Source organism: Nocardioides secundeburneus (assembly GCF_039939255.1).
Lineage (GTDB): Bacteria > Actinomycetota > Actinomycetes > Propionibacteriales > Nocardioidaceae > Nocardioides.
In genome coordinates this window covers 447788-472454 of the sequence record NZ_JBDUUE010000001.1, presented here as the reverse complement: position 1 = coordinate 472454, position 24667 = coordinate 447788, and the positions used below count along the sequence as shown (strand labels likewise).

Annotated in this window: 17 protein-coding genes; 14 read left to right on the top strand and 3 right to left on the bottom strand. The window is 64.9% G+C overall.

Features of this window, described 5'->3' with window-relative positions; all coding sequences use genetic code 11:
• Window positions 1-46 precede the first annotated feature (46 nt).
• Window positions 47-4210: a hypothetical protein gene (locus ABFT23_RS02050; protein WP_347892210.1), complete on the bottom strand. Its 4164-nt coding sequence runs from the start codon at window positions 4208-4210 to the stop codon at window positions 47-49.
• 837 nt (window positions 4211-5047) lie between these two features.
• Between ABFT23_RS02050 and ABFT23_RS02045 the strand changes: the two genes are divergently transcribed.
• The 3 genes from ABFT23_RS02045 (at window position 5048) to ABFT23_RS02035 (ending at window position 9070) form a co-directional block, all read left to right on the top strand.
• Window positions 5048-6490 (top strand): PIN-like domain-containing protein, encoded by a 1443-nt coding sequence (locus tag ABFT23_RS02045; protein ID WP_347892208.1) that lies wholly within the window; start codon window positions 5048-5050, stop codon window positions 6488-6490.
• A 419-nt stretch (window positions 6491-6909) separates the two neighbouring features.
• Window positions 6910-8793: a hypothetical protein gene (locus ABFT23_RS02040; protein ID WP_347892207.1), complete on the top strand. Its 1884-nt coding sequence runs from the start codon at window positions 6910-6912 to the stop codon at window positions 8791-8793.
• A 13-nt stretch (window positions 8794-8806) separates the two neighbouring features.
• Window positions 8807-9070 (top strand): hypothetical protein, encoded by a 264-nt coding sequence (locus tag ABFT23_RS02035; RefSeq protein WP_347892206.1) that lies wholly within the window; start codon window positions 8807-8809, stop codon window positions 9068-9070.
• A 107-nt stretch (window positions 9071-9177) separates the two neighbouring features.
• Here the strand turns inward: ABFT23_RS02035 and dndA are convergent, their stop codons facing one another.
• On the bottom strand, window positions 9178-10314 hold the full coding sequence (gene dndA, locus ABFT23_RS02030) for a cysteine desulfurase DndA (RefSeq protein WP_347892205.1): 1137 nt from the start codon (window positions 10312-10314) through the stop codon (window positions 9178-9180).
• A 253-nt stretch (window positions 10315-10567) separates the two neighbouring features.
• Here dndA and dndB point away from each other — a divergent pair, with 253 nt between their 5' ends.
• The 8 genes from dndB (at window position 10568) to ABFT23_RS01990 (ending at window position 19325) form a co-directional block, all read left to right on the top strand.
• Window positions 10568-11803, top strand: a complete 1236-nt coding sequence (gene dndB / locus ABFT23_RS02025; RefSeq protein ID WP_347892204.1) for a DNA sulfur modification protein DndB — start codon at window positions 10568-10570, stop codon at window positions 11801-11803.
• Complete coding sequence (dndC, locus tag ABFT23_RS02020) at window positions 11800-13395, top strand: DNA phosphorothioation system sulfurtransferase DndC (protein ID WP_347892203.1); 1596 nt, start codon at window positions 11800-11802, stop codon at window positions 13393-13395. The genes dndB and dndC overlap by 4 nt, the downstream gene beginning before the upstream one ends.
• Window positions 13392-15371: a DNA sulfur modification protein DndD gene (gene dndD, locus ABFT23_RS02015; RefSeq protein WP_347892201.1), complete on the top strand. Its 1980-nt coding sequence runs from the start codon at window positions 13392-13394 to the stop codon at window positions 15369-15371. The genes dndC and dndD overlap by 4 nt, the downstream gene beginning before the upstream one ends.
• A complete protein-coding gene (dndE, locus tag ABFT23_RS02010) occupies window positions 15368-15742 on the top strand; it encodes a DNA sulfur modification protein DndE (RefSeq protein ID WP_347892200.1) in 375 nt (124 codons plus the stop codon). The genes dndD and dndE overlap by 4 nt, the downstream gene beginning before the upstream one ends.
• A 219-nt stretch (window positions 15743-15961) precedes the next feature.
• Entirely contained in the window at window positions 15962-16504 is a 543-nt protein-coding gene (locus ABFT23_RS02005; RefSeq protein WP_347892198.1) for a hypothetical protein, read from the top strand.
• Entirely contained in the window at window positions 16501-16899 is a 399-nt protein-coding gene (locus ABFT23_RS02000) for a hypothetical protein (protein ID WP_347892197.1), read from the top strand. Before ABFT23_RS02005 ends, ABFT23_RS02000 begins: the two co-directional genes overlap by 4 nt.
• Window positions 16900-17007: 108 nt before the next feature.
• Window positions 17008-18756, top strand: a complete 1749-nt coding sequence (locus tag ABFT23_RS01995) for an ATP-binding protein (protein ID WP_347892196.1) — start codon at window positions 17008-17010, stop codon at window positions 18754-18756.
• A gap of 263 nt (window positions 18757-19019) precedes the next feature.
• Window positions 19020-19325, top strand: coding sequence for a helix-turn-helix domain-containing protein (locus ABFT23_RS01990; protein ID WP_347892195.1), 306 nt, complete (start codon window positions 19020-19022; stop codon window positions 19323-19325).
• Window positions 19326-19650: 325 nt separating this feature from the next.
• Here the strand turns inward: ABFT23_RS01990 and ABFT23_RS01985 are convergent, their stop codons facing one another.
• Window positions 19651-20043 carry a tetratricopeptide repeat protein gene (locus ABFT23_RS01985; RefSeq protein ID WP_347892194.1) on the bottom strand — a complete coding sequence of 131 codons (393 nt, stop codon included), beginning with the start codon at window positions 20041-20043 and terminating at the stop codon, window positions 19651-19653.
• Between the two features lie 406 nt (window positions 20044-20449).
• On the opposite strand from ABFT23_RS01985, the gene ABFT23_RS01980 reads away from it, so the two are divergent.
• From ABFT23_RS01980 to ABFT23_RS01970, 3 genes are all read left to right on the top strand, one after another.
• Window positions 20450-21172 (top strand): hypothetical protein, encoded by a 723-nt coding sequence (locus ABFT23_RS01980; protein WP_347892193.1) that lies wholly within the window; start codon window positions 20450-20452, stop codon window positions 21170-21172.
• 113 nt (window positions 21173-21285) lie between these two features.
• Window positions 21286-23262, top strand: a complete 1977-nt coding sequence (locus ABFT23_RS01975) for an MBL fold metallo-hydrolase (protein WP_347892192.1) — start codon at window positions 21286-21288, stop codon at window positions 23260-23262.
• 64 nt (window positions 23263-23326) lie between these two features.
• Window positions 23327-24646, top strand: coding sequence for an ISL3 family transposase (locus tag ABFT23_RS01970; RefSeq protein ID WP_347892190.1), 1320 nt, complete (start codon window positions 23327-23329; stop codon window positions 24644-24646).
• Window positions 24647-24667 lie beyond the last annotated feature (21 nt).

Sequence of the window (24667 nt, the reverse complement as noted above, 5' to 3'; positions counted from 1 at the left end):
ATAGCCACCGACGAGCTCGACGCCGGCGCGTCGGGCCCGTATGTCCTTAAGTCGCACGGTCGATGAGACGCTGGAGGTCCCAGCCAAGCGCTGCCTCCTGCAGCGGGATCAACGTGCTGTTCAGCTCGTTGTCGGCTCCACCAAGAATCTCGCCGAGTTCAGAGGCCCACATGCCGGGCGCGCGCGTAGCCCCGGTCCCGCGCTGACTGTTCAGAACCTCGTCGTGCACGAGGGTTGAGAGGCGGCGCAACTCCTCGTGGATGTCATCGATGATCGGGTCCGGTCCGAGGGCGCTGACGACTTCCATCGCTTCGGTGCAGCAGGCCTGGGCGCGCTCTCGTAGGTCCACCACTGCTGGTGCCAGGTCGCGCCTGCTAGCCAGGTACGCCACGCTCGACAGTTCGGTAAGGGCGTTGGTGAATGCGGCGACGGCATCAGTGACAGGGGTCGGCGCCATGGGCGGTATGACAGATGCCCACTGTTCGACTTGAGGCTCGCCGGGCCAGACAGAGGAGACGACCCGCCGCGCAAGCTTGGCAACGCTGTAGTCGCCTACCACCGGTAGGGCCAGCGTCTCAGCGAAGTTGCCATGACTGCGCAGTTCCAGAACCAGTTCGTCGACGACCGCCAGTGCATTCGCCAGGGCGTCTAGATCTTCGATGTGGACGAGGACCACGACGTCATACTCGGGCCAATAGGCGTCGGGATCGTGCGTCTTCGTTGTCTCGACGCTGAGAGAGACTCCCCGCTCCTTACCCTGATTGATAAGTGAATCGATTCGACCCGCGAGCCAATTTGCAGAGAAACGATCTGCGAATGAGAAGGCGTTGGTCATGGGCGAGTCGCGGTTGGTGCGTCGAGCCTCGCGCTGGAGTTGGTGAAGGGGCAGGCCGCCGTAGGCCAGTGCCCCAGCAACGACCTGCAGTTGCTGCAGCATTGTTGAGATTCGATGAAATGACTCCGGCGCGGCCGGGCTGTCGACCAGATCCCATCTCTCGTTGACTTGTACCGATGCCAAGGCAATGTCTCGCGCGGTGCCGAGGTGTGCGGCCAGGAGGCGAAAGTCGCCGTTCTGGAGGTGGTTGGAGACGACGACGCATACGCTGTGGATCAGCGAAGTGAGGTCGTCGTTGGTCTGCCGCACCTCAAGCTCTTCGACCAGACGAGGAATCTCGGCATCGCCTCGCATCTGGGCGCCGAGCATCACGCTGCTCGCACGTTGGGTCGCCGACGGCAGTGCGCGCTGTAGGAAGTCCCGCGATTCGATGGGCACGGTGAGAGCGTCCCTCAGCGCGAGACACAGCTTCCGTGTCGTGTTGATGGCGGCGGCCTGGGCGTCGGTGCGCCGGTGGCGCGCCCACGAATCGAGCGTCCTGGCTAAGTAGTCCGCGGTGAGGTCGAGTGCCTCAACTGCAGCAGCCGCGCGTTCGGTCGGAGTCATCGTCCCCAGCGTGTCGAGCGCGACCAGCGACCGCGTGACGTTCCAGTCCACATCCAGTGACGTGAGGGCATATCGCTCGAGGAGCCCTGAGTGGTGGGCGTTGTGGCCGTTGACCTCGAACGCTGTATCTCGTGCCAGTCGAGTCTCGACATCGGCCACAACGGTGCCCGGCAGGGATCGCAGGAGTAGTCGTGCGATGCGGACCGGAGTCTTGGCGCTGTCGGGATCCAATGCCTCGCTGAGGTGGACGAGTCTGGCGAAGGCCACCTCCTCACCGTCCCTGGACACTCGTCGCGCCTCGAGGAGAGTGGGTTCCGCATCCATAATGCCCTGCAGAACAGCAGCCTCTCCGCCGATGAGGTCCTGCAAGGCGCGGGCAAACTCGAGGTCCGGCGTGACCCGCGCTGCAACGTAGAGGATCTCGGCGAGTTCGTCAGGCTCTGCTCGGGTGAGGGCAAGACCAAGTGCCGAGCCAGGCTCCAGCGCGGTGGACAGTCGCAGCGGCGCGCCACGCATCGCCGACAGGAAAGCCGCAGCATGGCGAACCTCGTCAGTCCCCATCAGCCGTGCCAGCAGTTCCTGCGACCCGACCGACTCCAACAGCCGGTCGCGCAACGTGCTCGCGGCACGGAGGGAGTCCAGGACCAGGGGGATGGCCGCTTGGATCTCGTCCTTGAGGTAGTCGAAAGAGTCGCCGTCGGCGGTCGCGATCGCGAACTGGATCGTCACCGATCGGTCGGCCGGAGCTAGAGCGACGAACTCCGGCGCTGCGGTCCAGCCTTCGGCCCGGCGACGGAAGTCGATGATCCGCAACGCGGTCAAGGACGCCGTCCAGGTCGCAAGAGGCGTCTGTGGATCGGTGAGGAGGCTGCGCAACGCCTCGAGTGCTACCTCGTCCAGCTCTGGCCAACGGGCAAGCGAGGTGATGAAGAGCTGGGGGACGTGGCTGGCACCGAGGATCGCCGCCACCGCAGCGAACGACTCGCTCCTGGACGGCGGGGGATAGGAGTGAACTACCTGTGCGATGGCAAGGGAGCGCAGTTGGTGCAGACCGCTGAGGTTCCCGGCGTTCTCGCGGACGAGGTGTTCGTCGGCGAGTGCAGCCAGGGCCAGGCGCAGGCTAGCGTCGTCTGCGCTCAGCGCTTGCTGAAGTGCGGCGAGCGGAAGCGAGAGCCCGCACGAATGAGCGGCTGAGACCAACGCCAGAACCTTGAGCTCGAGGTCTCGACCATCCTGCACGCGGCGCCTGACCTGACTGGCCAGGACGTCGTCGAGGCGCCGCCCCTGAGTGAGGTAGTGGGTGAACTCCAAGGTCAGTCCGTCGGCGTTGTCGTACGCCTCGCGCCAGTGTGCGGCTGAGGTGGCACCTGAAGCCCTCAAGCCCTCGAAGATGGTGGCAGCGACAGTCTCGTCCAACCGGACGTCCACCGTCTTCGTGGCGGACAACGACCGTAGGGCGACCAGATCTTCGGTGCGTGCGGTCCCCAGGAGCCGGACGTGCGGCATGGCTGCGAGCCGGTCCACGAGCCGGTCCCACGCGGGCGCGTCGCTCAGTCCTACGGCGTCGACCAAGAACCCGACGGGTGTGCGCGCGGACGGGCGCAACGCAGCTGCGAGACGGGCGATGGGCTCGACGTCTGCAACGTCGAGGCGCAGAACTCGAAACCATGTCACGTTGCTCACGTGAGCGGCTGCGGCCCACATCGCTGTGGACTTGCCGACCCCCGACGGGCCGGTGAGCAGCACGCAGCGATTGAGGTTGAGCGCGGCAGAGATCGTCTCGTCCAAGTCTGGACGCTGGGCGGGAAGACCAGCCGCGATATGACCTGGCTGAGCGTCCAGGCCGAGGTAGTACTGGTCGTCGACCAGTGCTGAGTCGAGGTCGAGTGAGTGGCATGCACCGGTGGACAGCGCCTCGCCGAGAGCGCTCGGATCGACGTCGACGAGGGTGCGCTCAGCGATCGACTCGAGAGCTGTTCGGTCGACACCGACCCGTTCGCTGAGTTCTACGGCCGCGTTGGTGTCCACGCACTGCGATACCCGGTCCCGGATCGCGAGCAGCACCTTCTCCGCCACGGCTGGCAAGACGTCGAGGTGCGCAGCGAGCGCCGCCACCGCATCACGTCGCACGGCCGCGTTGGAGACGATGAGAACCTCGACGAGCTCGACTGCATCGTCCACGTCTGACTGCGAGGTACCGGCGTCGTCCACCAGGTCGGCCAAGGCGAGCCTGAGTGGATGGTCGAGGGCTAAGTCGTTGAGCTTGGCAGATCCGCCAGGCACGTCGGCGTCCTTGATGCCGCGCTCCAGAGCCAGCACCGCGCGCGAGCTGGAACTGCGAGCGCGGTGTTCACGCGCGAGCTTGAGCGCGTACTTGCCAACATCACGAGGCAGGAACTCGCCAACTCGATCCTGGCGCGACTTCACCTGCCAGTCGACAGGACTGCCGCCCTCACCGCACAGATCTTCGAAGCCTTCGGGTACCAGCCGGTCGACGTCGACGGTCCCGGTGAGGATCCCGACCGCGAGCCAGGCGCCGACTGCATCTTGGAAGTGGAAACCACGACCTGCGGTAGCGCCGTGTCGTGACTTCCTCCACGCCTCGAACTCTTTGATCGTGTGCTTGGCCAGCCGGCCGCCATCGCCCGCCGAACTCCCTGCGACTACCCCGGTTGGACCATCACCAGCGGCGGTAGTGGTGGCGGCGGGGGTGTTCTGCTTCGGCAGCGGCGGCAGGTTTGGCTTGTGCTTGTTGCGGCGACCGCTCATGGCAAGTGCCGCCTCACCGGGGGACCCGTGCGTTGGGCAGCGCGGACAACGTAGAAGAGCCGGCCGGGGTCAACTTGACCGCCCAGTTGCCGTCATAGGTACGTGCCCTCGCGGTCGTCGCGGACACAGGCTGCGTGATCCCCGCAGTACGGGTCACCTGCCCCCAATCTGCGAGGTCGTTGACCACGTGAGTCAACTGATCTGAGGATGCTGAGCGCGTCGCGTGACGTGCGGTCAGCCGACTGACCAGCTCATCGCGTTGGATCCATTCAGATCCTGCTCGTGCGTGGCTGGACTCGACCTCGTGCAGCACGTCCCAATGGCTGCGTCGGAACCGGCTCACGGGGATGGTCACATCATCGGTAAGGCGTGAGCACTTCATGCAGTGGTCGCAGAAATTGCGAGGACTGGCGTCGGGATCGAGGGCGCTGGCGTGGGCTGGTCCGACGTGTCCGCAGTGCGCGCAGTCCATGCCGAACTTTCGCACGCTCCTGTGACATGGCCGAGATCGGCCTGGCAGACAAGGACACACTATGGACACAAGGACACTCCAAGGACACGCCATGTGCAGGCCATGGGCGGGCACCTGGACACGCCGAGCGGCCAGCGTCGAGCGACTCGGCCTGCCCGAGGCGGGGAAGACACCTGGCCTCGGCAGCCTCGGGGAGATCCAAGGGCAATCATCTGAGCTGAGACTGCGGTTCGGGCCAGACTCCTTCGTCGACAAGGGGCCTCGCGCTGCAATCAGCGGGCAGCAGGCGGTGTCTCCGGCACCTCTCGGGCGTTGGAGGCAGAAGCTCGAGTGGTGGAGGATGTGCGCATATTCGGGGAGGAACGATGAGCACGCACGGTGGCTTGAGTGACGGGTTCGAGTACTACCTGCCGTCGACGACGGAATCGACTCATGCCGACCTGACCGAGGGCCTGGTCGTCGTGGACACCAACGTCCTGCTGAACCTCTACCGCTACAACGAGCGCACCCGCTCAGACTTGATGAAGGTGCTGGCCAAATTCGGCGATCGGCTGTTCGTGCCGCACCAGGTCGCTTTCGAGTTCTGGGAGCGGCGCGAGAAGGTTATTCACGATGCCAGTGGCATGTCACAGCATTACGCCGACGAGTTGCAGAAGAAGGCATCGATGGCGCTGGATGTTCTCAACGAGTGGAAGAACCGAGTCTCGCCTCCGGCAACATTCGTGACCGAGGTTCGAGGCAAGCTGGAGAAGGTGTTTGCCGAGGTCGCCGAGCAGGTCCGTTCGCTCGACACCTCAATCCCTGCCGACGCTGCCCGCAACGCCGCCGACGACGAGGTCTTGAACGAGTTGCTTCCCCTGCTTCGAGGCCGGGTGGGGGCTGCGCCGGACGATGCCACTTGCAGGGCCGACGACGCAGAGGCTCAGCGCCGGGCGAAGGCCGAGATCCCGCCCGGCTACAAGGACGACAAGAAGCCAGGCGAGAAGCCGTTCGGGGACTACCGGGTCTGGGCTCAGGCATGCCGAGAGGCGCTCGTCCGCGGATTGCCCTTGTTGATCGTGACCGACGACCGCAAGGAGGACTGGTGGCACATGCCGCACAACAAGCGGTTCGGGCCGCGGCGGGAGCTGTCCGCCGAGTTCACGAAGTCGGGGGGCGTGCGGTTGAACCTCATGACCCCACCATCGGTGCTGCTTCATGCGCGAGAGGCACTCGGCATCGAGATTGCCGACGAGTCTGTGCAGAGTGCGAAGACGGTCCGAGTTCGAGGTGCGAACCGAGTCAGCTCGGCGTTCTTGGAGAAGATGCCGTCGGGTCGTGATGGTCAGTACGCCGAGCACATCTTGACAATGACTCGCTGCGCTCAGAGCAACCCTGACGTCGAGGACTTCATCGACGCCTTCATGGAAGCCTTCCCCAGCATCACTCGACCCGAGGTCGCGCGGCGTCGTGTCGGCACTCTGATCGCGCTTGGCCTGATCGAAATGGATGATGATGCTGTGCGCCTGACCAGCGATGGCGAGGCTTATGCGCGCGACGGAGACGTCGAGTTGCTGCGCGAGCTCTTCATGCGAAGGGTCAAGCACGCTGAGACTATTCGCGATCTCGCGAGGACGCTGAGTCGCGAAGAGCTGTCCGAACGCATCTACGGCGGCCAGGTCGACAACCTGAGCGCCACGCAGGGCACCCGGATCTATCAGTACATGCGGGCGCTAGACCTCATTCCACCCAAGACGGGCGAGTCGACAGGCCCTGTGATGGACGTGGAGCTGGACCACGCACTGGACGCCGAGTTCGACGAGGACTAGAACCTGGGGCGTCGGGACACCGAAACGTCCCGCGCGTGAGACTGGCCAGGAGCCAGTCGTGGGCTTGAGGCCCAGGAGGGATCAGGTCGCCGTGCCTGTTGTGGTTGGCAGGTCTAGCCGACTCTCGTAGAGAGCACCTTCATCGAGCGCACCCAAGCCCGACGCGGTCGCCTCAGGAGCGCCGCTCCCGGGTCAGTCCCTGGCGCGAGGCGATGAGCCGACCTGACTGGGTGCCCAGCCCCTGGTCTACTCCGACGGCACCGCGCAGACCAACCCGTCGCTGGCCGCTCGAGCGAGCGTGACGTCCCGGCTCCCGTTTGAAGAGGGACTTGACACAAATATCCGCAAATCGCGGTCTCAGGTTGGACTTTCGGTCAGTATCGGGTCTCTGCAGGTGAGGGTTCACCGAACCTTCGCTCATGTCACGGATCGGAACGCAGGTGCCTAGAGTCAAGCGCAGTGCTCGTCCCACGATCAGCGAGCCTGGATGGCTCACAGCCGCCAAGATCGTCGCCGACGCCGTTCTTGCCATCTCGCTGGTGCTTGCGGCCGCCTCAGTGATCAAGACCGAGGCGCTCGAGTCGTCAGGGTCCGGGTGGTGGTCGACCGCCTTCGTGTTGTCACTGGTCGCTCGGCTCGGGCTTTCTCGATTCGCCATGAACAACCTCTGGAGCGCGATGCGCGCCAGCGAGGACAAAGTTGCTCCGAATGATGACATCGACAAGTTCATCGACAAGGCCCAGACGACCTACCTGACGAATTTCCCCGACAGCGCCACGCTGGGGCACCTGCTCGCGCAGCTCGTCGATCCATCCGGCTTTTTCGACCGCGTCAAGGAGCAGATCGAAATCAACCTGGCGGGGACGAAGAACACCACAACCTTCACGGTTCGCAACACCATTGGCCAAGACGCTCTCGTTCCGATCTTCACCCAGCGCAAGCGTGTGCTGGTCAACGAGATGAAGCTGTTGGTAGATGGCTCGGCTGGATCGACGCTGCCGTACCGCGAGAACCAGGGCGCGATGATGCACGTCATCAACGGCATCTTCACGACCTTGTTTCCCGACCCGCAAGCGCCGGGCCCCGCCGAGTTGAGCGAGGCCTGTCAGAGTCTCAAGCGCCTGGTGGCGTCCCCACGACCAGTCGACAGCACCGCTGTGGTCAAGGCCATTCGCGACCTCGACCTCACTTCGAGCCCGATCCACAAGTCGGCGGTACCAGTTCCCGCCTCTGGCCCCGCCCCTGGCCCTGCCTCTGGCCCTGCCCCTGGCCCCGGTGGCCACCCACCAGACCCAGCAAACCCACCCGGTGCTGCAAACCCACCCGGTGCTGCTGGCACTGACGCCTCGGTACCAACCCCAGCCCCGGGTGGTGATGCTGAGCAATGGCGCGAGGTGCTCATTGGTCTGGCCCAGGTTGGTGCGCACTCCTACTTCATGCTGTGCCTGCTGCCGAAGTCCGACAAGAACGCCGCTCGCAAGATCACGGTGTCCTGCCAGCTCGGTCCGGTGCAGGCGTCGAACACGCCGTTGACGTGGGCCCGCACGCTGATCGGGCTCAACATGCGAGAGCACCTCTTCTACCTGGCGCGGGCGACCGAGACCGTCTCGTACCACTTCTCGGTCGAGGCCCCTGAGGGCATGTACGTGCACCGGCACAAGTTCAGCCAACAAGATCTGCCCGGTCTGCTGAACTCGCCCATGCCCACCGCCGGCCGACGACCACTCCTGCCAGATCGCGTCGTGTCAACGTCGCCGACACACCTGCACGTCTACCTGCGCGACACCTCTGATGAGTCGGCCGGGAGCGACACTCCTCGAGCACTGACGCTCGGGATGTCCCTGCGCGAACGTCCGCCCGGACTCATGGAAGCTGGCCTGCTCCTGTCGCTGTACTTGGCAGTCACCGTCTGGACGGTGGGCCACTTCCACGACACGGTCTTCGGCTCGGGTCCCCCCCCCGGGACGTGGCCAACGGTGCTCTTCGGTATCCCGACGCTGCTCTCCGGCTGGCTCGTCTCGCGCATCAATGCCGGGGCGATTCAACGACTGTCGCTGTTGTCGCTCGCGATGTCGTTGTCGCTGGCTGCAATCTCGGCGTGCGCCGTCTTGGCTGCAGCATTCAAGACCGGAAAAGTCGAACTTACTGATGAACCACTTGATCTGGGTGTCGTGGTGCTCACGCACCCCGTGTGGGGAATGCTGATGGTCGCGGTAGCGCTACATCTAGCACTGAGTATCGTGTTCGTTGTAGGGCGCGCGGGTAGGTACTGGTACGCCACGAGTTCAATTCCGGCAGAGTAGAAGAGGTCCACAGATGGCCACGGCAACAGACCCGACAGTCGTCGACAAGGGCGCGAGCCGCAATCGCCGAGCTGCCGACGCTGATCCAGCCGCCGACCTTGCCCTGCTCTCGCCCATCGAGCGGGCGGCGCTGCAACTGCGCGAAGAGGGTGAAGGCGCGCAGATCACTGATCTCGGTTCGTCCTCTGCCGGCATCAACCTGAATCTCAACGACGACGAGCGCGACCGACTCATCGCTCAGTTCACCTCGGCCCTGCAGAGCCTCGGTTTCAAGTAGCACGTCTCCATTGACTCGGTGCTTTGTCCCGGCCACGGGCGTAACTACGCCGATGCAATTCGGCGTGGACGACGGGCCGACGCTGCAGGCGTTTCACCCCGACCTCGTCACCGCCGCAGGGACGCCAGTCGCGCAGCGATCTCCGCGCCTGGGATGGCGGGCGTCAGATGGCTCCACGACAGGCGCAAGGCTCCCGCCACTTGATCTTGAGGCAGGCCTGCTGCGGTAAGGACGTGGCTGGGGTCGTAGGAGGCTGATGTGCACGCTGACCCGTTCGAGACGGCCACCAGGTCTTTGAGGGCCACCAATGCGGCTTCGGAGTCGACGCCGGGCACGCTGAAGTTGAGGGTCCAAGGCACGGTCCGCTCGGGGTCGCCGTTGAGCACGATGTCGAGCGCGCTCAGGTCCTCCAAGAGCGCCGTCTTGGCCGAGCTGTTGGCAGCAACCCACTGCTGGTGCTCACCCGCAGCAATCGATGCTGCCGTTCCCAACCCGGCAATCAGGTGTACCGGCAGCGTGCCGGGCCGCAGTCCGCGTTCCTGCCCCCCGCCGACCATCAAAGGGGTCAGCGGAACGCGGTCGTAGCCGCGACGACGCGCGACAAGAGCACCCAGTCCCTTGGGCGCGAACAGCTTGTGGCCCGAGATCGACAACATGTCGATGCGGTGGTCGCGCAAGGGGGCCACGACCTTTCCGAAGGCCTGCGCTGCGTCAACGTGGAAGTAGGCCGGGTGGTCGCCGAGGACCACTGCGATCTCTCGCAGGGGCTGCTCGACGCCCGTCTCGTTGTTCACTGCCATGACCGAGACCAGGACGGTGTCAGGCCGAAGCGCCCGTCGGACTGCGTCAGGATCGATCCATCCGCCAGGGGTGGGCGCCAGCGCCGTGACTTCGAAGCCCTGCGCCTGTAGTCGCTCTAGAGGTTCGAGGACGGCCTTGTGCTCGATCTGGGTGCTGATGATGTGGCGTCTACCTGTTCGGTGCGCGTGTGCAGCAAGACCCAGGATGGCCAGGTTGTTGCTCTCGGTGGCACCGCTGGTGAACACGACCTCGTCTGGCTTGCCCGAGACCAGGTCCGATACCTGTATGCGTGCCTTGTTGACCCGCTCCTTGGCTGCTTGGCCGAAGCCATGAGTGCGACTGCCGGCGTTGCCGTACTCCAGGCACAGGTAGTGGGTGACCTCATCAACGACTCGCGGATCCACCGGGGTGGTGGCGTTGCAGTCCAAGTACGTCGCGGTCATGGCCCTCTGCTTGTCGGTCTGCTTGTCGGTCTGCGTGTCGGTCGCTCGAGTACAGCTTGGTCGCGCGTTCGGAACGCCGTCCCGGGCAGCCCGCTGTGATGCCCGCCCATGGGAGGCAATCTGTCGGCGGCAGCATTTAGCGTCTGTGTCGAACCAGTATGCAACCTGAACGGGAGGTGTTCGGATTGATTTGGCAAGTGTACGGATCTAGGATGACGAACATGCAAGCGTCCCGGTGTGATCGGCTCATCCGGTGACTGACGATCTCAGCGTAGGACTCTCGGTAGACGACCAAGCAACCGCGGTGACGCCGGCTGGTCTGGATTCAACTGACGCGATGGCCTCGACCGTGACGGTCCAGTCGAGCAGCCAGAGCTCGGGAAGAGTGCGCGGATCGGGCGCCTTCGAGTATGTCTTCTCTGCCATCCGCGGTGTCCAAGCCGGACGCGAGTACTACGTGACGATGTGTCCGATGAGACTCATTCCGAAGCTCTTCACCTTCGATGACGAGGAGCTCTCGCCCGAGCTGCGCGCTCAGCGCACCCTGAACAAGGCCCGCGTGCCCGAACTTGCTCGCTATCTGACCGACAACCCCCAGGACTACGTGTTCTCGGCGCTGACCGCCTCGGTCGACTCCTCGGTCGACTTCGAGCCGTTCGAGGAGGACGTGGACGGTCGTGTCGGAAAGCTGGCAGTTCCGATGAGCGCAAAGTTCATCATCAATGATGGTCAGCACCGGCGAGCCGGCATCGAGCAGGCGCTGGCACAGAACCCCGATCTGGGCGACGAGACGATCGCTATCGTCTTGTTCCTCGACGTAGGCCTGTCGCGCAGTCAGCAGATGTTCGCAGACCTCAACCAGCACGCTGTGCGACCGGCTCGCTCGATCGGCATCCTGTACAACCAGCGTGACGAGATGGCGGCCTTGACCAAGCTCGTGATCTGGCGATCGCCCCTTCTCAAAGATCTCACTGAGATGGAGAAGAGCAATCTCGCCGCCCGTAGCCGCAAGCTCTTCACACTGTCCGGCTTCCACACCGCTCATCGGTCCCTGCTTGAAGGCCTCGACATCGAGAAGCTTGAGAGTCGCGTGGACCTCGCAGCCGACTACTGGACTGTCGTGTGCGCCCAGTTCCCCGAGTGGACCCAGGTGTATGAGTCGAAGGTCAGCGCTGGAGAGATCCGCCAGGACTTCATTCACAGCCACGCCATCGCACTGCATGCCCTGGGTCGAGTCGGTAACAGCATCATGCGCTCCTCACAGGACCGCGGTAAATGGCAGCGCGCGCTGAGTGGTCTGTCCGACATCGACTGGCGACGTAGCAACGTCAAGCTGTGGGACGGGCGTGCCCTGCACTCGGGCAAGGTCTCCAAGAGCCGCGCCAACGTCCTGTTGACCACCGCAGCCGTCCGCAACCATCTGGGCCTGGCCCTACCTCCTGAGGAGCGCGAGCTCGAGGAGATTTTCGCCTCTGGAGGCGCAGCATGAAGTCATTACCTATCCGGGCCCGTTCGGCCTTCGATGCCGACGGGTTCGCCGGAACGGTCGAAGGGCTGATAGCCCAGACCCAGCGGTTGTACCTGGCCGACCAGGTGCCGTGGGTAGTGGGGTACTCGGGTGGCAAGGACTCCACTGCAGTACTGCAGCTGGTGTGGAACGCCCTGGCCGGCCTCGAGCCCGCGCAACGGACCAAGCCGGTCCATGTCATCAGTACCGACACTCTGGTCGAGAACCCGGTCGTTGCTGCATGGGTCAGCCACTCACTCGACGTCATGAAGGCAGCAGCCGAGCGAGCAGACCTGCCGCTGGTCCCGCACCGGCTGACGCCGGCGGTGACCGACACGTTCTGGGTCAACCTCATCGGTCGCGGCTACCCGGCGCCGCGGCCGAAGTTCCGCTGGTGCACCGAGCGGCTCAAGATCAAGCCGTCCAACACCTTCATCCGAGACATGGTCCGCTCCCACGGGGAGGCGATCCTCGTCCTGGGCACCCGCAAGGCCGAGAGCGCCGGGCGTTCCGCCCGGATGACTGCGTTGGAGTCTCAGCGTGTGCGCGACTTGTTGAGCCCCAATGGGAACCTGCCCAACTGCTTGGTCTATTCGCCGGTGGAGAACTGGTCCAACGACGACGTATGGACCTTCTTGATGCAGGACAAGAACCCTTGGGGCTACTCCAACAAGGAACTGCTCACCATGTATCAGGGCGCCTCCGAGGACGGCGAGTGCCCGCTGGTCGTGGACTCCTCGACCCCGTCTTGCGGTGACAGCCGCTTTGGTTGCTGGACCTGCACCCTGGTCGACCAGGACAAGTCGATGGCGGCCATGATCCAAAACGACGAGGAGAAGGAGTGGATGCTTCCCCTGCTCGATCTGCGCAACGAGCTCGACAAGCCTGAAGACCGGCACCTGCGTGACTTCCGGCGGATGAACGGTTCGGTGCAGATGTTCGGCGAGAAGTCGATCCCGGGCCCCTACAAGCAGTCGGCGCGCGAGAACTGGCTGCGCATGTTGTTGCAGGCCCAGTCCCACGTGCGTGCCAACGCGCCCGAAGAGGTCAAGGGCATCGAACTGATCACGCTTGCCGAGCTCGAGGAGATCCGCCGGCTCTGGGTGGTGGAGAAGCACGAGTTCGAGGACACGCTGCCGGGAATCTACGTCGCGGCAATGGGCGAGCCGTACCCGGGTCGCGTCCTCGACGAGCACTTGCCATTGGGGGCTGAGACTGTCGACGTCCTCAAGGGACTCGTCGGTGATGACCCTCTGCACTTCCAGCTCGTTCGCGAGCTGCTCGACATCGAACAGCGCCAGCGCTCACAGTCGCGTCGGGCCGGCCTGTTCGACTCACTCGAGACGGCTCTCAAGCGAGGCTTCTACGACGACGAGGCTGACGCAACCGAGCGCGCCGTGCACCGCAAGCAGACTCGCGACCGTACGCGCCCTAGCGACGTCGCAGACAACAGCATCGACCTGGTCGATGTGGTGGAGGGATTCGTTCGCGAACACCTGGACCATGGCACCGACCACGTCGGGGTTGAGGCCGAAACAGACATGGTCGACGTCTCTGACGGAGCATCGCGGTGATCATCGACGAACTCGTTCTCGACAACGTCGGTACCTTTGGCGGCCGCCACGTCATCGAGCTCACCCCGCCTTCGGATCAGCAGCCCATCATCTTGATCGGCGGCCTGAACGGGGCCGGCAAAACCACGATTCTTGAGTCGATCCACTTGGTCCTGTTCGGTTCCCTGGCGCAGTCGAGCCAGCGCCGAGCAGGAGGATATGACGGCTACCTGCGTCGGCTCATCCACCACTCGGCCAACCCTGCTGAGGGTGCGCGGATCGAGTTGAGGTTCCATGCCTTTCACGACGCAGAGCGCAAGGACTACCGCGTGTGTCGTAAGTGGCGCACCACTGGCAAGGGGCTCAGCGAGTCCCTGGTCGTCTTCGTCAACGACCGTCTCGACCAAGCCCTGTGCTCGACCTGGACCGACTTCGTCGAGACGATCCTGCCCAGAGGCGTCGCTGGACTGTTCTTCTTCGACGGCGAACAGATTGAAGCGCTAGCTGACATGAAACGCTCGCAGGAGGTGCTCGACTCGGCACTTTCGGCGCTGCTCGGCCTGGAGCTTGTGGACCGGCTGCAAGCCGACCTCAAGGTCCTCAAGCGACGTCATCAGCCTGAGGCCGTTCCGGAGTCGGTGCGCGGTGTCGTGGAGAACAAGAAGGCCGTGGTCGCTGCGCTGCGTGCTGAGGAGCAGCTGGTGCGCGAGGAGGACGCCGCGGCCCGAGTCGCTCACGAACGCGCAAGCAAACACGCCTTCGAGACCGCCGAGCAGTGGCGTGCGGCCGGTGGCGACCTGGCCCAGTCTCGAGCCGCGACCGAGCGAGAGCGTGCCTCGCTCCAGGAGCGACTCAAGCAGGTCGAGGCTGACATGCGAACCGAGATGGCCGGCGCAGCCCCGATGCTCTTGGTCGAGGAGTTGCTAGCGCCCATGTATGAGCAGGCACGTCGAGAAGAACTGGCAGCACGCTCGCAGACTGTGCTGACCGAGCTACTGGGGCGTGACCAGCAGCTGATGGATCTCCTGGATGCCTCGGAGGTGGGAGGTGAGGTCCGCTCACAGATCGAAGAGTTCCTGCACACCGATCGCAGCGCACGCGCCCAGGAGTCTCAGATGGAGCGTCTGGTCGGGTTGAGCGATCTGACCAAGTTGGTCTCGCTGCGTAACGAGGTCCTTCCGACCGCCTCTGTGCGACTGCGCTCGCTCAACGAGCGGCGATCCATGCTGGCCGATGATCTCGGCGCCGCTGACCGGGTCTTGGTCGCCATGCCGGATGAGGAAGCCATCGCAGAGATCCAGTCGTCATACCTCGCCGCGGTGGCCGCCGAGCACCAGGCGCAAGCCGTAGCGAATGCAGCCGGTGACCGGCTGGCCTCGCTGCGCTCGGAACGTGAACGCGCAGATCTGGCATACGAGCGCGCCCTCGATGCCGCCGCCGAGGCGGGATTGGCCGCAGATGACGACCGACGGATGATCGATCATCTCGAACGTGTCGCGGTGACCCTGGACTCTCTGAAAGTCGCTGCTAGCGAGCGGCACGTCGGCCGGATTGGGGCGCTGGTCTTCGAGGCTCTGTCGGTGCTGTTGCGCAAGAGCGACCTGGTTGCTTCCGTCGCCATCGATCCCGTGACGCGACAGGTGCAGCTCATCGCGCCCGACGGGCGTGAGATCGAGGCCGCCGATCTCTCAGCGGGCGAACGTCAGCTGTTGGCCGTCTCCTTGTTGTGGGGACTAGCTCGCGCCGCCGGTCGCCCGCTTCCGATGGTGGTCGACACCCCGCTGGGCCGTCTCGACGGCGCCCACCGCGAGCACCTGCTCGACCGGTACTTCCCGCACGCCAGCCACCAAGTCGTGCTGCTGTCCACCGACACCGAGATCGACCAGAACGCGTTGAAGCGCATCAGGTCGTCAGTCGGCCGGGCCTACACCTTGAGCTACGACGTCGTGTCCAAGTCCACCATCGTCGATGACGGCTACTTCTGGGAGGCCGTGTGAGCGTCGAACACGTCAAGCTCACCAAGACCGCGCGCGATCAGCTGATCACCCTCAAACGGCGTACCGGGATCACACAGTGGAACGTGTTGTGTCGTTGGGCCCTGTGCCGCTCGCTGGCTGAGCCCGCACCGCCACCCCAGGCCAAGCTGGTGCTGGACAGCAACGTCGAGATGACCTGGCGTGTATTCGCCGGCCCGCTCGGAGACGAGCTCTGGGCCTTGGTGCGCTGGCGATGCCACGTTGACGGTGTCGATCTCGACGAGGAGTCGATGGCCAACCAGTTCCGCCTCCACCTGCACCGGGGCATCGGCTACCTGGTCGGCGACTCCCGCGTACGCGACCTGGGCGGGCTGGCCTCGCTGGTCGGCTGACCCGCTCGGGTCACCCCGCCCAGCCCATGTTGCTGGCACGTGCGCAACACCTTGGCTCGACAGACCCCCTCTACAAGTGGGACCGGAACCGATCGGTCCCGATCAGCTCCTGCTCCATGTCGGTGCTGACCGCTACAGTTCGACCAACAACTCCACACCACCCGATACAGGGACGCGACCTACCGAACGGGGGTCGCATCCACCTCGAAGGGAAACCACATGTTCAGCGACAACTCGCTGGGCGCCTACCTGTACCTGCAGGAGTGTGCCCGCACCCAGACTGACTCCTACGCGCTCGAGCGTCTTGACCGTGCTCTGGACGAGGTGGCCAGCAACCCGCTGCGCGATCACCCGGCTCAGTTCCAGGCTCGCAGCGCGATGGCCAACGCCGCGAAGGTCCTCAAGAGCCGCCGCGCCCTCGCCCCCGTCACCTCCCTGGAGGTGCGCCAGGAGTACCGCGACGACATCGGTGCCGACTCCCGGTGCGCTGGCGGCCCTTCGTCGCTCGAAGCGATCGAGACGGTCGTGTGGCTGACCGGCACCCGCGCTATCACCGAGGTCCAGCGTTCCATCCTGATGGCGCTGGCTCAGGGCCACGACGCGGCGAGCCTTGCTGACCGCCAGGGCGTGCCGATCGCTCGGATGCGTGAGCGCATCGCCCGAGCCCGCGCAGCCGGGCGCCGCGCGTACGCCGGTGAGGTGTTGCATGCCCCGGAGTGCAGCAACAACGTGCTCCCCTGTGCGCTGACGGTGTCGGCATGAACGCCCGCCGCTACCAGTTGCGGCCCTGGCTGATCCGCACTCTGCTGCCCCCGACCACCATCGGCGCCTACGTGCTGTGGGAGAGCGACCGGCCCGTTTACGCGGGCCGCAGCGACACCTCGTTGCGCCGGCGCCTGCTTGAGCATGCCGGCCGCAGGAGCGCGGAGTACTTCTCCTACGATGCCGCTTCGTCGGTCTCGGCCGCCTTCGACATGGAGTGCAGCCTCTTTCACGCTCTCGGTTCCGGCCTGCGCAACTCGATCCACCCGCAGCGTCCCTACGACAGGCACCACGACTGCGCGTTCTGCGCCTCCTCAGTCGCCCACGCCCGCCTGTGGGCGCACCCCGACGTGCCTCCGGCCGAGACGGGCGTCACAATCCACGGCCCGGTCTGATGTGGGTTCGGGGCGGATCGCAAGCAGCTTCCCCAACCACCTCCGCACGACCATCACAAGCTCGCCCGGGATGCAGTAAGGCACCTCAGGCAGACAGAGAGGAACACGATGAACAGCCCCAGCACCAACCCCTTCGAGGTCGCCGACTCCGGCGACTCCAATCCCCGCGCCTCGCTCATCGAGGTCGACCGGGCGCTCGAGAGCATGCGCGACAGCGGCTTCGACCTGACCGCGGCTATCGGCGAACCCATCGACAACTCGATCGAGGCCAGCGCGAGCATCATTCGCATCGTGCCGGAGTTCTCCAGCGACAAGAAGCACATCCGCACGATCGTGTTCGCCGACAACGGCCGCGGGATCGGACCCGACATCCTGCCGAGCATCCTCAAGATGGGCTACTCGACTCGCTATGGCCAGCGCGAGGGTCTCGGTCGCTTCGGCGTCGGTCTCAAGCTCGCGGCGCTCAGCCTCGGCACTCGCATCGAGGTCATCACCAAGCCGGCTGGTACTGACGGGTACTTCCGGGCCTATCTGGACCTGGAGAAGATCAAGGATCGTTCCCAGCAGTACATCGAGGCCGAGACGTTTGATGGGTGGCCCGCGCAGTATGCCGACCTCATGCGCGACGAGAAAGGCAAGGCCTTCGAGTCCGGGACGTTGGTCCTGTGGCAGCACATCGACCGGCTCTCCAACGGCGGCACCTATGGCAGCTCCTTGGACTCAAGGGTCTCGGAGATGCGCAAGTTCATCGCTCGCGCCTACCGCGAGTATCTCGACAAGGGCTTGAACATTCACCTGGGTGACACAGCGGTCAATCTCCACGACCCGCTCTTCTTGCGCGACAACCCCCGCTTGCTCAAGCGCTACAAGCACCTGCCCGAAGAGACGCTGCGGGGTCGGATCGTCGACGAGGGCGACATCAAGATCGACGACCAGACCGTGCACGTCACGGTCACGCTGATCCCGGAGTTCTTCCGACCCTTCAGCGGCGCCGGCGGCGAGACCGACGCCGAGGGAAAGAACGCGACCGAGTTCAACATCCCTGACAACGAGGGCCGCATCTCGATGCTGCGCAACGGTCGCGAGATCTACTACGACATCATTCCGCGCATGCTCGGCAAGGTCGAGAGAATCGACCGCTACATCGGCATCGAGGTCTCCTTCCCAGCCACCCTCGACGAGTACTTCCAGGTCCGGCACGTCAAGCGTGGCGCCGAGCCCGTCGACAAGCTGCGCACTGAGTTGCGGACCTGGCTCGAGAGGCCCATCAAAACCGCACGCACTGAGATCCGCCGCTACTGGCGCGCCACCGAGGTCAAGAACCAGACCGTCGACGGGCACAATCAGAAGGTGATGCAGGCCGTTCAGGCGGCCGAACGCACAGCCCCCAAAGGCCAGGCCGGCCTCGGGGTGAGCCCCGAGAAGCAGGCCGAGGTCATCCAGGACCTGCTGGAGGACCTTGAGATCGACGTCGTCGCCGAGCCCGAGAAGGCCGAGCTCGTGCGCGAGCAGGTGGAGAAGTGGCCGATCTCGCTGATGGACACGGCCTGGCCCGGCAAGGAGATGGTTGACATCACCCACCTCAACGGCAAGGCCGTCGTGCGCATCAACCACCGCCACCCGTTCATCCGCGACGTCTACGACCCGCTGCGCGCCGCTTCCTCGAAGCTGCCCGAGGACCAGGAGCGCGGGGAGATGTTCGACCTGATCCAGCGCACCTCCAACGCACTCGACATGCTGCTGATGGCCTACGCCAAGGCCGAGAACTTGCACAGCGACCCGTCGATCTACGACGACCTGCGCAGCTACTGGGGCCAGCACCTGCAGGCCTACATGAAGGAACTCGGCAAGGAGTAGCCGCGACGGTGCGAGTCAGTGCGACTGGGGCCGCGACGAGTTGAGTGTCGCGGCCCCAGTTGGAACGCGCTGGACGTTGCGAGAGGATTCTGTCTCGTCGCCAATACCGACGAGCGCCATTGCTCAGTGCTGGACGCGCCGCCATCGCCGAGCCATGCCGCTCGTGCCGTGGCAGGCAGATGGAAGTCCGGGACTTCCGAGCCGTATACGGCTCAAACTCATCGTCTCTGGCTGTTTGCAGCTAGGACCGATTCGATTGAGCCATGCCTACCTCCGCCAAGCCTGCAGTGTCTGCTGCCCTGGCGGAGTTCGGAGGCCGGGTGCGACAGCGTCGCATTGAACTAGACCTCAGTCAGGAAGGTCTGGCAGAGGGCACGGCGCTGCATTGGTCCTACATCGGTCGTGTCGAGCGAGGTCAGGTAAATGCAACGCTGCACAACATCCTGCGTATCGCCGATGTGCTCGAGATCGACCCGGGGACCCTTCTGAAGGGTCTTCAGGCTCCTGCGCCCGAACCTCGCCCGACCACTGCGAAGCGGCGCCCGAAGGCGAAGCCCACACCTTCGTAGCAGGTGGCTGCGCCACGGATTGTTCGTCGGCTCAACGTGTGAAGATCCAGCGCACAAGAAGAATGAGTAGCACTACGGGGATCAGGACCACAAAGCCGATCTTCGTCATCAAGTCGCCAGCGGCGTCTGCGCCGGCGATCTTCTGCACGAGCAGAAGCGCTCCGATGACTGCGCACCCAATCGCTATCAACCATCCACAGCCGCTCACGTGCACTCCGTCTCGTCATGTCTCGCTTCGGCCGCTCGGCCGACTGAGATCTAAACATTTGAGACGTATACGGCGCAACCAGAGGTGTCGCAATCGACGCTTCGCGCGTTCGCCGCACTATCGAGGAGCGGTCGAGCCAACTGGATCCGGCATCGTTGGCACCGCCAGTCCCGATGCAGTCCCCGCTTGTCGGTAGGCCACGCGGGCCGCAGTGGCCGAGCCGATCTCGTCGTGCGCCTCGGCGATCTCGCACCAGATCCGGGCGGCCCACCGATCTTGCAGTACGGCTTGCAGGCCCGTGGCGGCATCGTCGAGCTGGCGACGCGCTGCCTCGGTGTTGCCACGCGCGATCGAGGCTCGCGCGAGCAGCAGCGAGGCAACCGCTAGTGGTCGAGCCTGTTGCTCCGCCACGGTTGCGACTTGACGTGCGTGGGACTCGGCCTCGTCGAGCCGACCCGCCATCAGGTACGCACGTGCCAGAGCCAGGTGGTTCACGACCTCGTCGCTCACCCCGTTACGGCGCCAGGTGATCGCCACGGACGCCGCCCGGCATAACTGGTCTGCACCATGCTGCCGATGAGTACGAGCGACTGCTGAGCCCGCTCCGACACACCCCTCTGACGCAGTTTCAGGCGCCCCATCACGGAAGCAAGCGCAATCTGTCGCCCAGCGTCCTCAACAGATTGTTCGGCGAACCCGGCGAATCCGCTTGGACTGACCTAGCCGTCATAAGCAGTGCGAAGAAGGACAAGAAGCATCCCTCGCCCAAGGTCACGAACGCACTCGCCCGTCGGGGGATGACGGTGTACGCGACGGAGAGCAAAAGCCTGCAACACGGTTCCTCTGACGTGCCGGCTCGCGACGGGTATGGGCCGGCTGCTCCCCTGGGACCTCTCGCCGAGGACGGGGACGACTGATGGACCGCTATACGCTCACGGCGCGAGTCGCACCCGCAGCGATGGCCGCGGCCCCGGTACTGACTCTCGGGCTCGTCATGCTGCCTGGCCTGCCTGGCCTGAGCAAGCTGTGGTCGATCTTGTCGCTGGGCGTGACAACGTACGCGGCGATGGCCGCTCGCCGAGCCGGCAACCGAGTGCAGCCAAGGTTGCGGGCGAAGTGGGGTGGCATGCCCACCACGGTCCGGTTGCGCTATCGGGGAGGTACGCCGGAGCAGGAAGTCACTCGCCGTCACCGTGAGGTGGAGCGAGTGATTGGTGCGAGACTTACTTTGCCCACCCTCCCTGAAGAAGTCGCCGATCCAGCAGCGGCCGACGCCATGTATGAAGCAGCAATGAAGCGGGTGCTGCCCAAGTTCCGCGGAAGCGCGGGCAACCGACTGCTCAACGCTGAGAACCGCAACTATGGCTTCGCCCGCAACCTGCTCGGGCTCAAGCCGATCGGCTACCTTTGCTCCGCGCTGGCGGCACTCGTCTCGGCAGTCATCGGGGCAATTGTGTGGACCGAGGACGGACGGGCCGACGCCTTGCTGTGGACGCCTCCCATCATTGTCGCGGTTGTGGCTGCGGTGTTGTGGACCCAGGTCGACGACGACTTCGTCCGGCCCTCGGCGGACGCCTACGCGGACCGTGTTCTCGACGCCATCGCGGCACTACCGGATCCGTCCGCGCCGAACTCGTAGTCGCGCGTCGGCGCTTACGCCCAAGGCACGGATTGTCTCCAGTGCTGGAACGCCGCGGCTCAAAGCCTGCGTAGCCCGGCTCGTCATTGGTTGTCCGTAGACGAGCCGGAAAGATGCATCTGCTGACCAACTACAGCGTGGGGGGACACATGATCATCTGGGGACAGAGGTACCGAGACAGCGAACCGCATGCAGGCAGCCCAGTCTGGCCGGGCGAGAGCTGGATCTGGGCCGCAGATGAGATGCGCGCGCGCGTCGTAGTTGATGTCGGTTGCGCGCCGGAGCTCGGCAGACGAGCCGCTCAGGCGCAGCCGGACATCTTGGTACTGACGCACGACGACTCCGACCACATCGGCGGTATGTGGGCGTTCCTGGCCGAGTACGCCGAACACCCCGAGCGCGCAGTGCCAGAAGTCTGGATGCCCGTCGAGTGGCTGTTCATCGTGCAGGCCATCGCGGCTACCGGTCTTGACCCCCAAGTCCTCAAGGAGCTGGCGGCTACTGACGCCCCCAGGGCGCGGAGCGCCGCGCAAAGCGCTGCTGCCGATATCGGCGCTGCAAGCCAAGGCCGCGACCCGATGAACCTGCGTATCGAGGAGCACTCGCAACGAAGCACTGAATGGGATGCAGTTGCGACGCCACCCACGGCTGAGCCCTTGCCCGAGTCGGTCGTCGATGGACTGAAGGTCGCTATTCCCGACTTGGCTGACGTGCTGGAAAATTTGCCAGGCAAGAGCCCGCGACGCAGGCGAACGGCGATCGTCGAGGCGACGAAGGTGTTGGGCGAGGCGATCACGAAGTCTGGACTGGGACCAGCAGTTGAGAGGCTTCTGCGAGATCACCGCGACGCGATCGAAACCGGCAGTCGTTCTGTTGTTGCCGATGATGGCCAGTTGCCAGTCCTTCAGGTGCCGCCGACCGAGCAGGAGCTCATGTTGGCCGAGGCCCGGCAGACTGCCAACGAGCCGTGGGAGCGCGACGACCTCGAGGACGAGTTCGATCCTTCCCCCGAAGACCCGGGCCCGGACCGTAGCGACAGCGAGGACTTCCTCGATCCTCATGACTCTGGGATCCCGCAGGGAAACGCTGCGCAAGACGGTGACCCAAGCGGTCCAGGGTGTCCATGTGGCGATTGCGACGCGCCCACCAGCGCCGACGCCCACCTCGGGTCCAAGGGGAACACGTACTCGGACGGCAGTGACCTGACCTTCGCGTCACTCGGACTCGCCGAGGACGATGACTCGTCACTTGATCCACACGACGTGAAAAAGGTCGGGGAACGCGCGGCCGAGTCCGCCAGGCGAGTTGTTGCGCTGGTCTGGCAGGCCCATGCGCTGGGATTCAGGTTCCGGTGGTTCGACGTGGACCGCGCTCGATACGCAGGCGAGCCGCGTTGGCATGAGTCTGGGCTGCCCGGGACCTGCACGATCGTGAGCGCTGAGCAGGTGATGGCAACGGATCTTCCAGAGCCGCAGCAGGCCCTCGCCGTCCTCGCCCGGGCGTCGTACCTGACGATTCAGAACGACCGGGCGCTGGTGACGTTCTTGTGGCCATCGGCGGGTCCGGCGATCAAGGACGTGGCCGACTTCCTGGTGGCTGTGTGGATGCGTGCGCCGCTCGGCGCTCGCCGAGCAGGTACACGGTGGTCTCGGCGCGAGGTCGAGGCACTTGTGCGGGACAAGACCTCTGCTCAGGTCAACGACGGGGTGATCATCTGGAGCGATAGCTCGGCGAAGCTGCTGGACCGTTGGCCTGCTGTTCCGTACGTTCCATGGCCACTGATCGGATTGATGTCGGCACCGCACCACGCTTCGACCGACGATGTGAACACCGAGATCTGGCGAGCACGACCGTTCCAGGTCCGAGTGATGCTCAGCGCGAACAAGCACCGCGATCACGAGAAGTTCTTCGAGGTGTTTCCCACTCATCGCGGATGCACGAAGTGCGGCATCCACGGGAGTCCGTTCTTCGCGGTTTCCGTTCCGCCCGAAGACGTTGAAATCGTGCAGCCCTGCACACATCGCCACGTTTACCGGCTCTTCACAGTTGAGGGTGTAGGTCTCGGTCGGGAGCGCCCGGCGCGTCGATGACCGGAGATGGGTCGAGGTCTTCCGAGGATGGAAGTTCTCACACAGCCATCCGGAAGACCTCGACATGGACGACGCTACCCTCGGCGCCGGCTTCGCCAGTGCTGATCTGACTACCTTCTGCCGCCTTGATGAGCTCGGCCTGGTCGTGACCGGCCAGCGACTCGAAGCCGACAGAGCACTGCTCGCATGTCGCGTCATCGAGCCCGACCAGTGGTGTCGGCGGTGCGGCTGCGAGGGTCACGCCCGCGACACCGTGATCAGACGTCTGGCGCACGAACCGTTCGGGTGGCGACCCACCACCCTGGTCGTCACGATCCGCCGCTACCGGTGCAGCGGCTGCGGCCACGTCTGGCGCCAAGACACAGCTCTGGCCGCGGAGCCGCGAGCCAAGCTGTCGCGCCGCGGGCTGCGATGGGCCCTTGAGGCGATCGTGTGTCAGCACCTCACCGTCGCCCGGGTCGCCGAGGGCCTCGGGGTCGCGTGGAACACCGCCAACGACGCCGTCCTGGCCGAGGGCAAGCGCACCCTGATCCAGGACACCGCCAGGTTCGACGGCCTCACCGCGATCGGCGTCGACGAACACGTCTGGAGGCACACCAGGCGCGGTGACAAGTACGTCACGGTGATCATCGACCTGACCGGGATCCGTGACGGGACTGGGCCTGCGCGGTTGTTGGACATGGTCGAGGGCCGCTCGAAGCAGGCGTTCAAGACCTGGCTGAACGAGCGCCCGCAGGCCTGGCGTGACGGCGTCGAGGTGGTCGCGATGGACGGGTTCACCGGGTTCAAGACCGTCGCGGCTGAGGAGCTCCCCGACGCGGTCGCGGTCATGGACCCCTTTCACGTGGTCCGCTTGGCCGGCGACGCTCTCGACCAGTGCCGTCGCCGGATCCAGCAGATCATCCACGGCCACCGCGGCTACAAGGACGACCCGCTCTACTCCGCGCGGCGGACCCTACACACCGGCGCCGACCTCCTCACCGACAAGCAGGCCCAACGGCTGCGCGACCTGTTCGCCGCCGACGAGCACGTCGCAGTCGAGGCGACCTGGGGGATCTACCAACGGATGATCGCCGCCTACCGACACCCCGACCGCACGGCCGGGCGCGAACTCATGGTCAAGCTCATCGACTCCCTCGGCCACGGCGTGCCTGACGCGCTCGGTGAGCTCGTCACCCTCGGTCGTACATTGAAGAAGCGAGCCGACGACGTGCTCGCCTACTTCGACCGACCCGGCACGTCCAACGGGCCGACCGAGGCGATCAACGGCAGGCTCGAACACCTCCGCGGCTCAGCACTCGCATTCCGCAACCTCACCAACTACATCGCCAGATCGCTACTCGAGTCCGGAGGGTTCAGACCGCAACTACACCCTGGTCTGTGAAGAGCCCGTTTACCGCAGGCG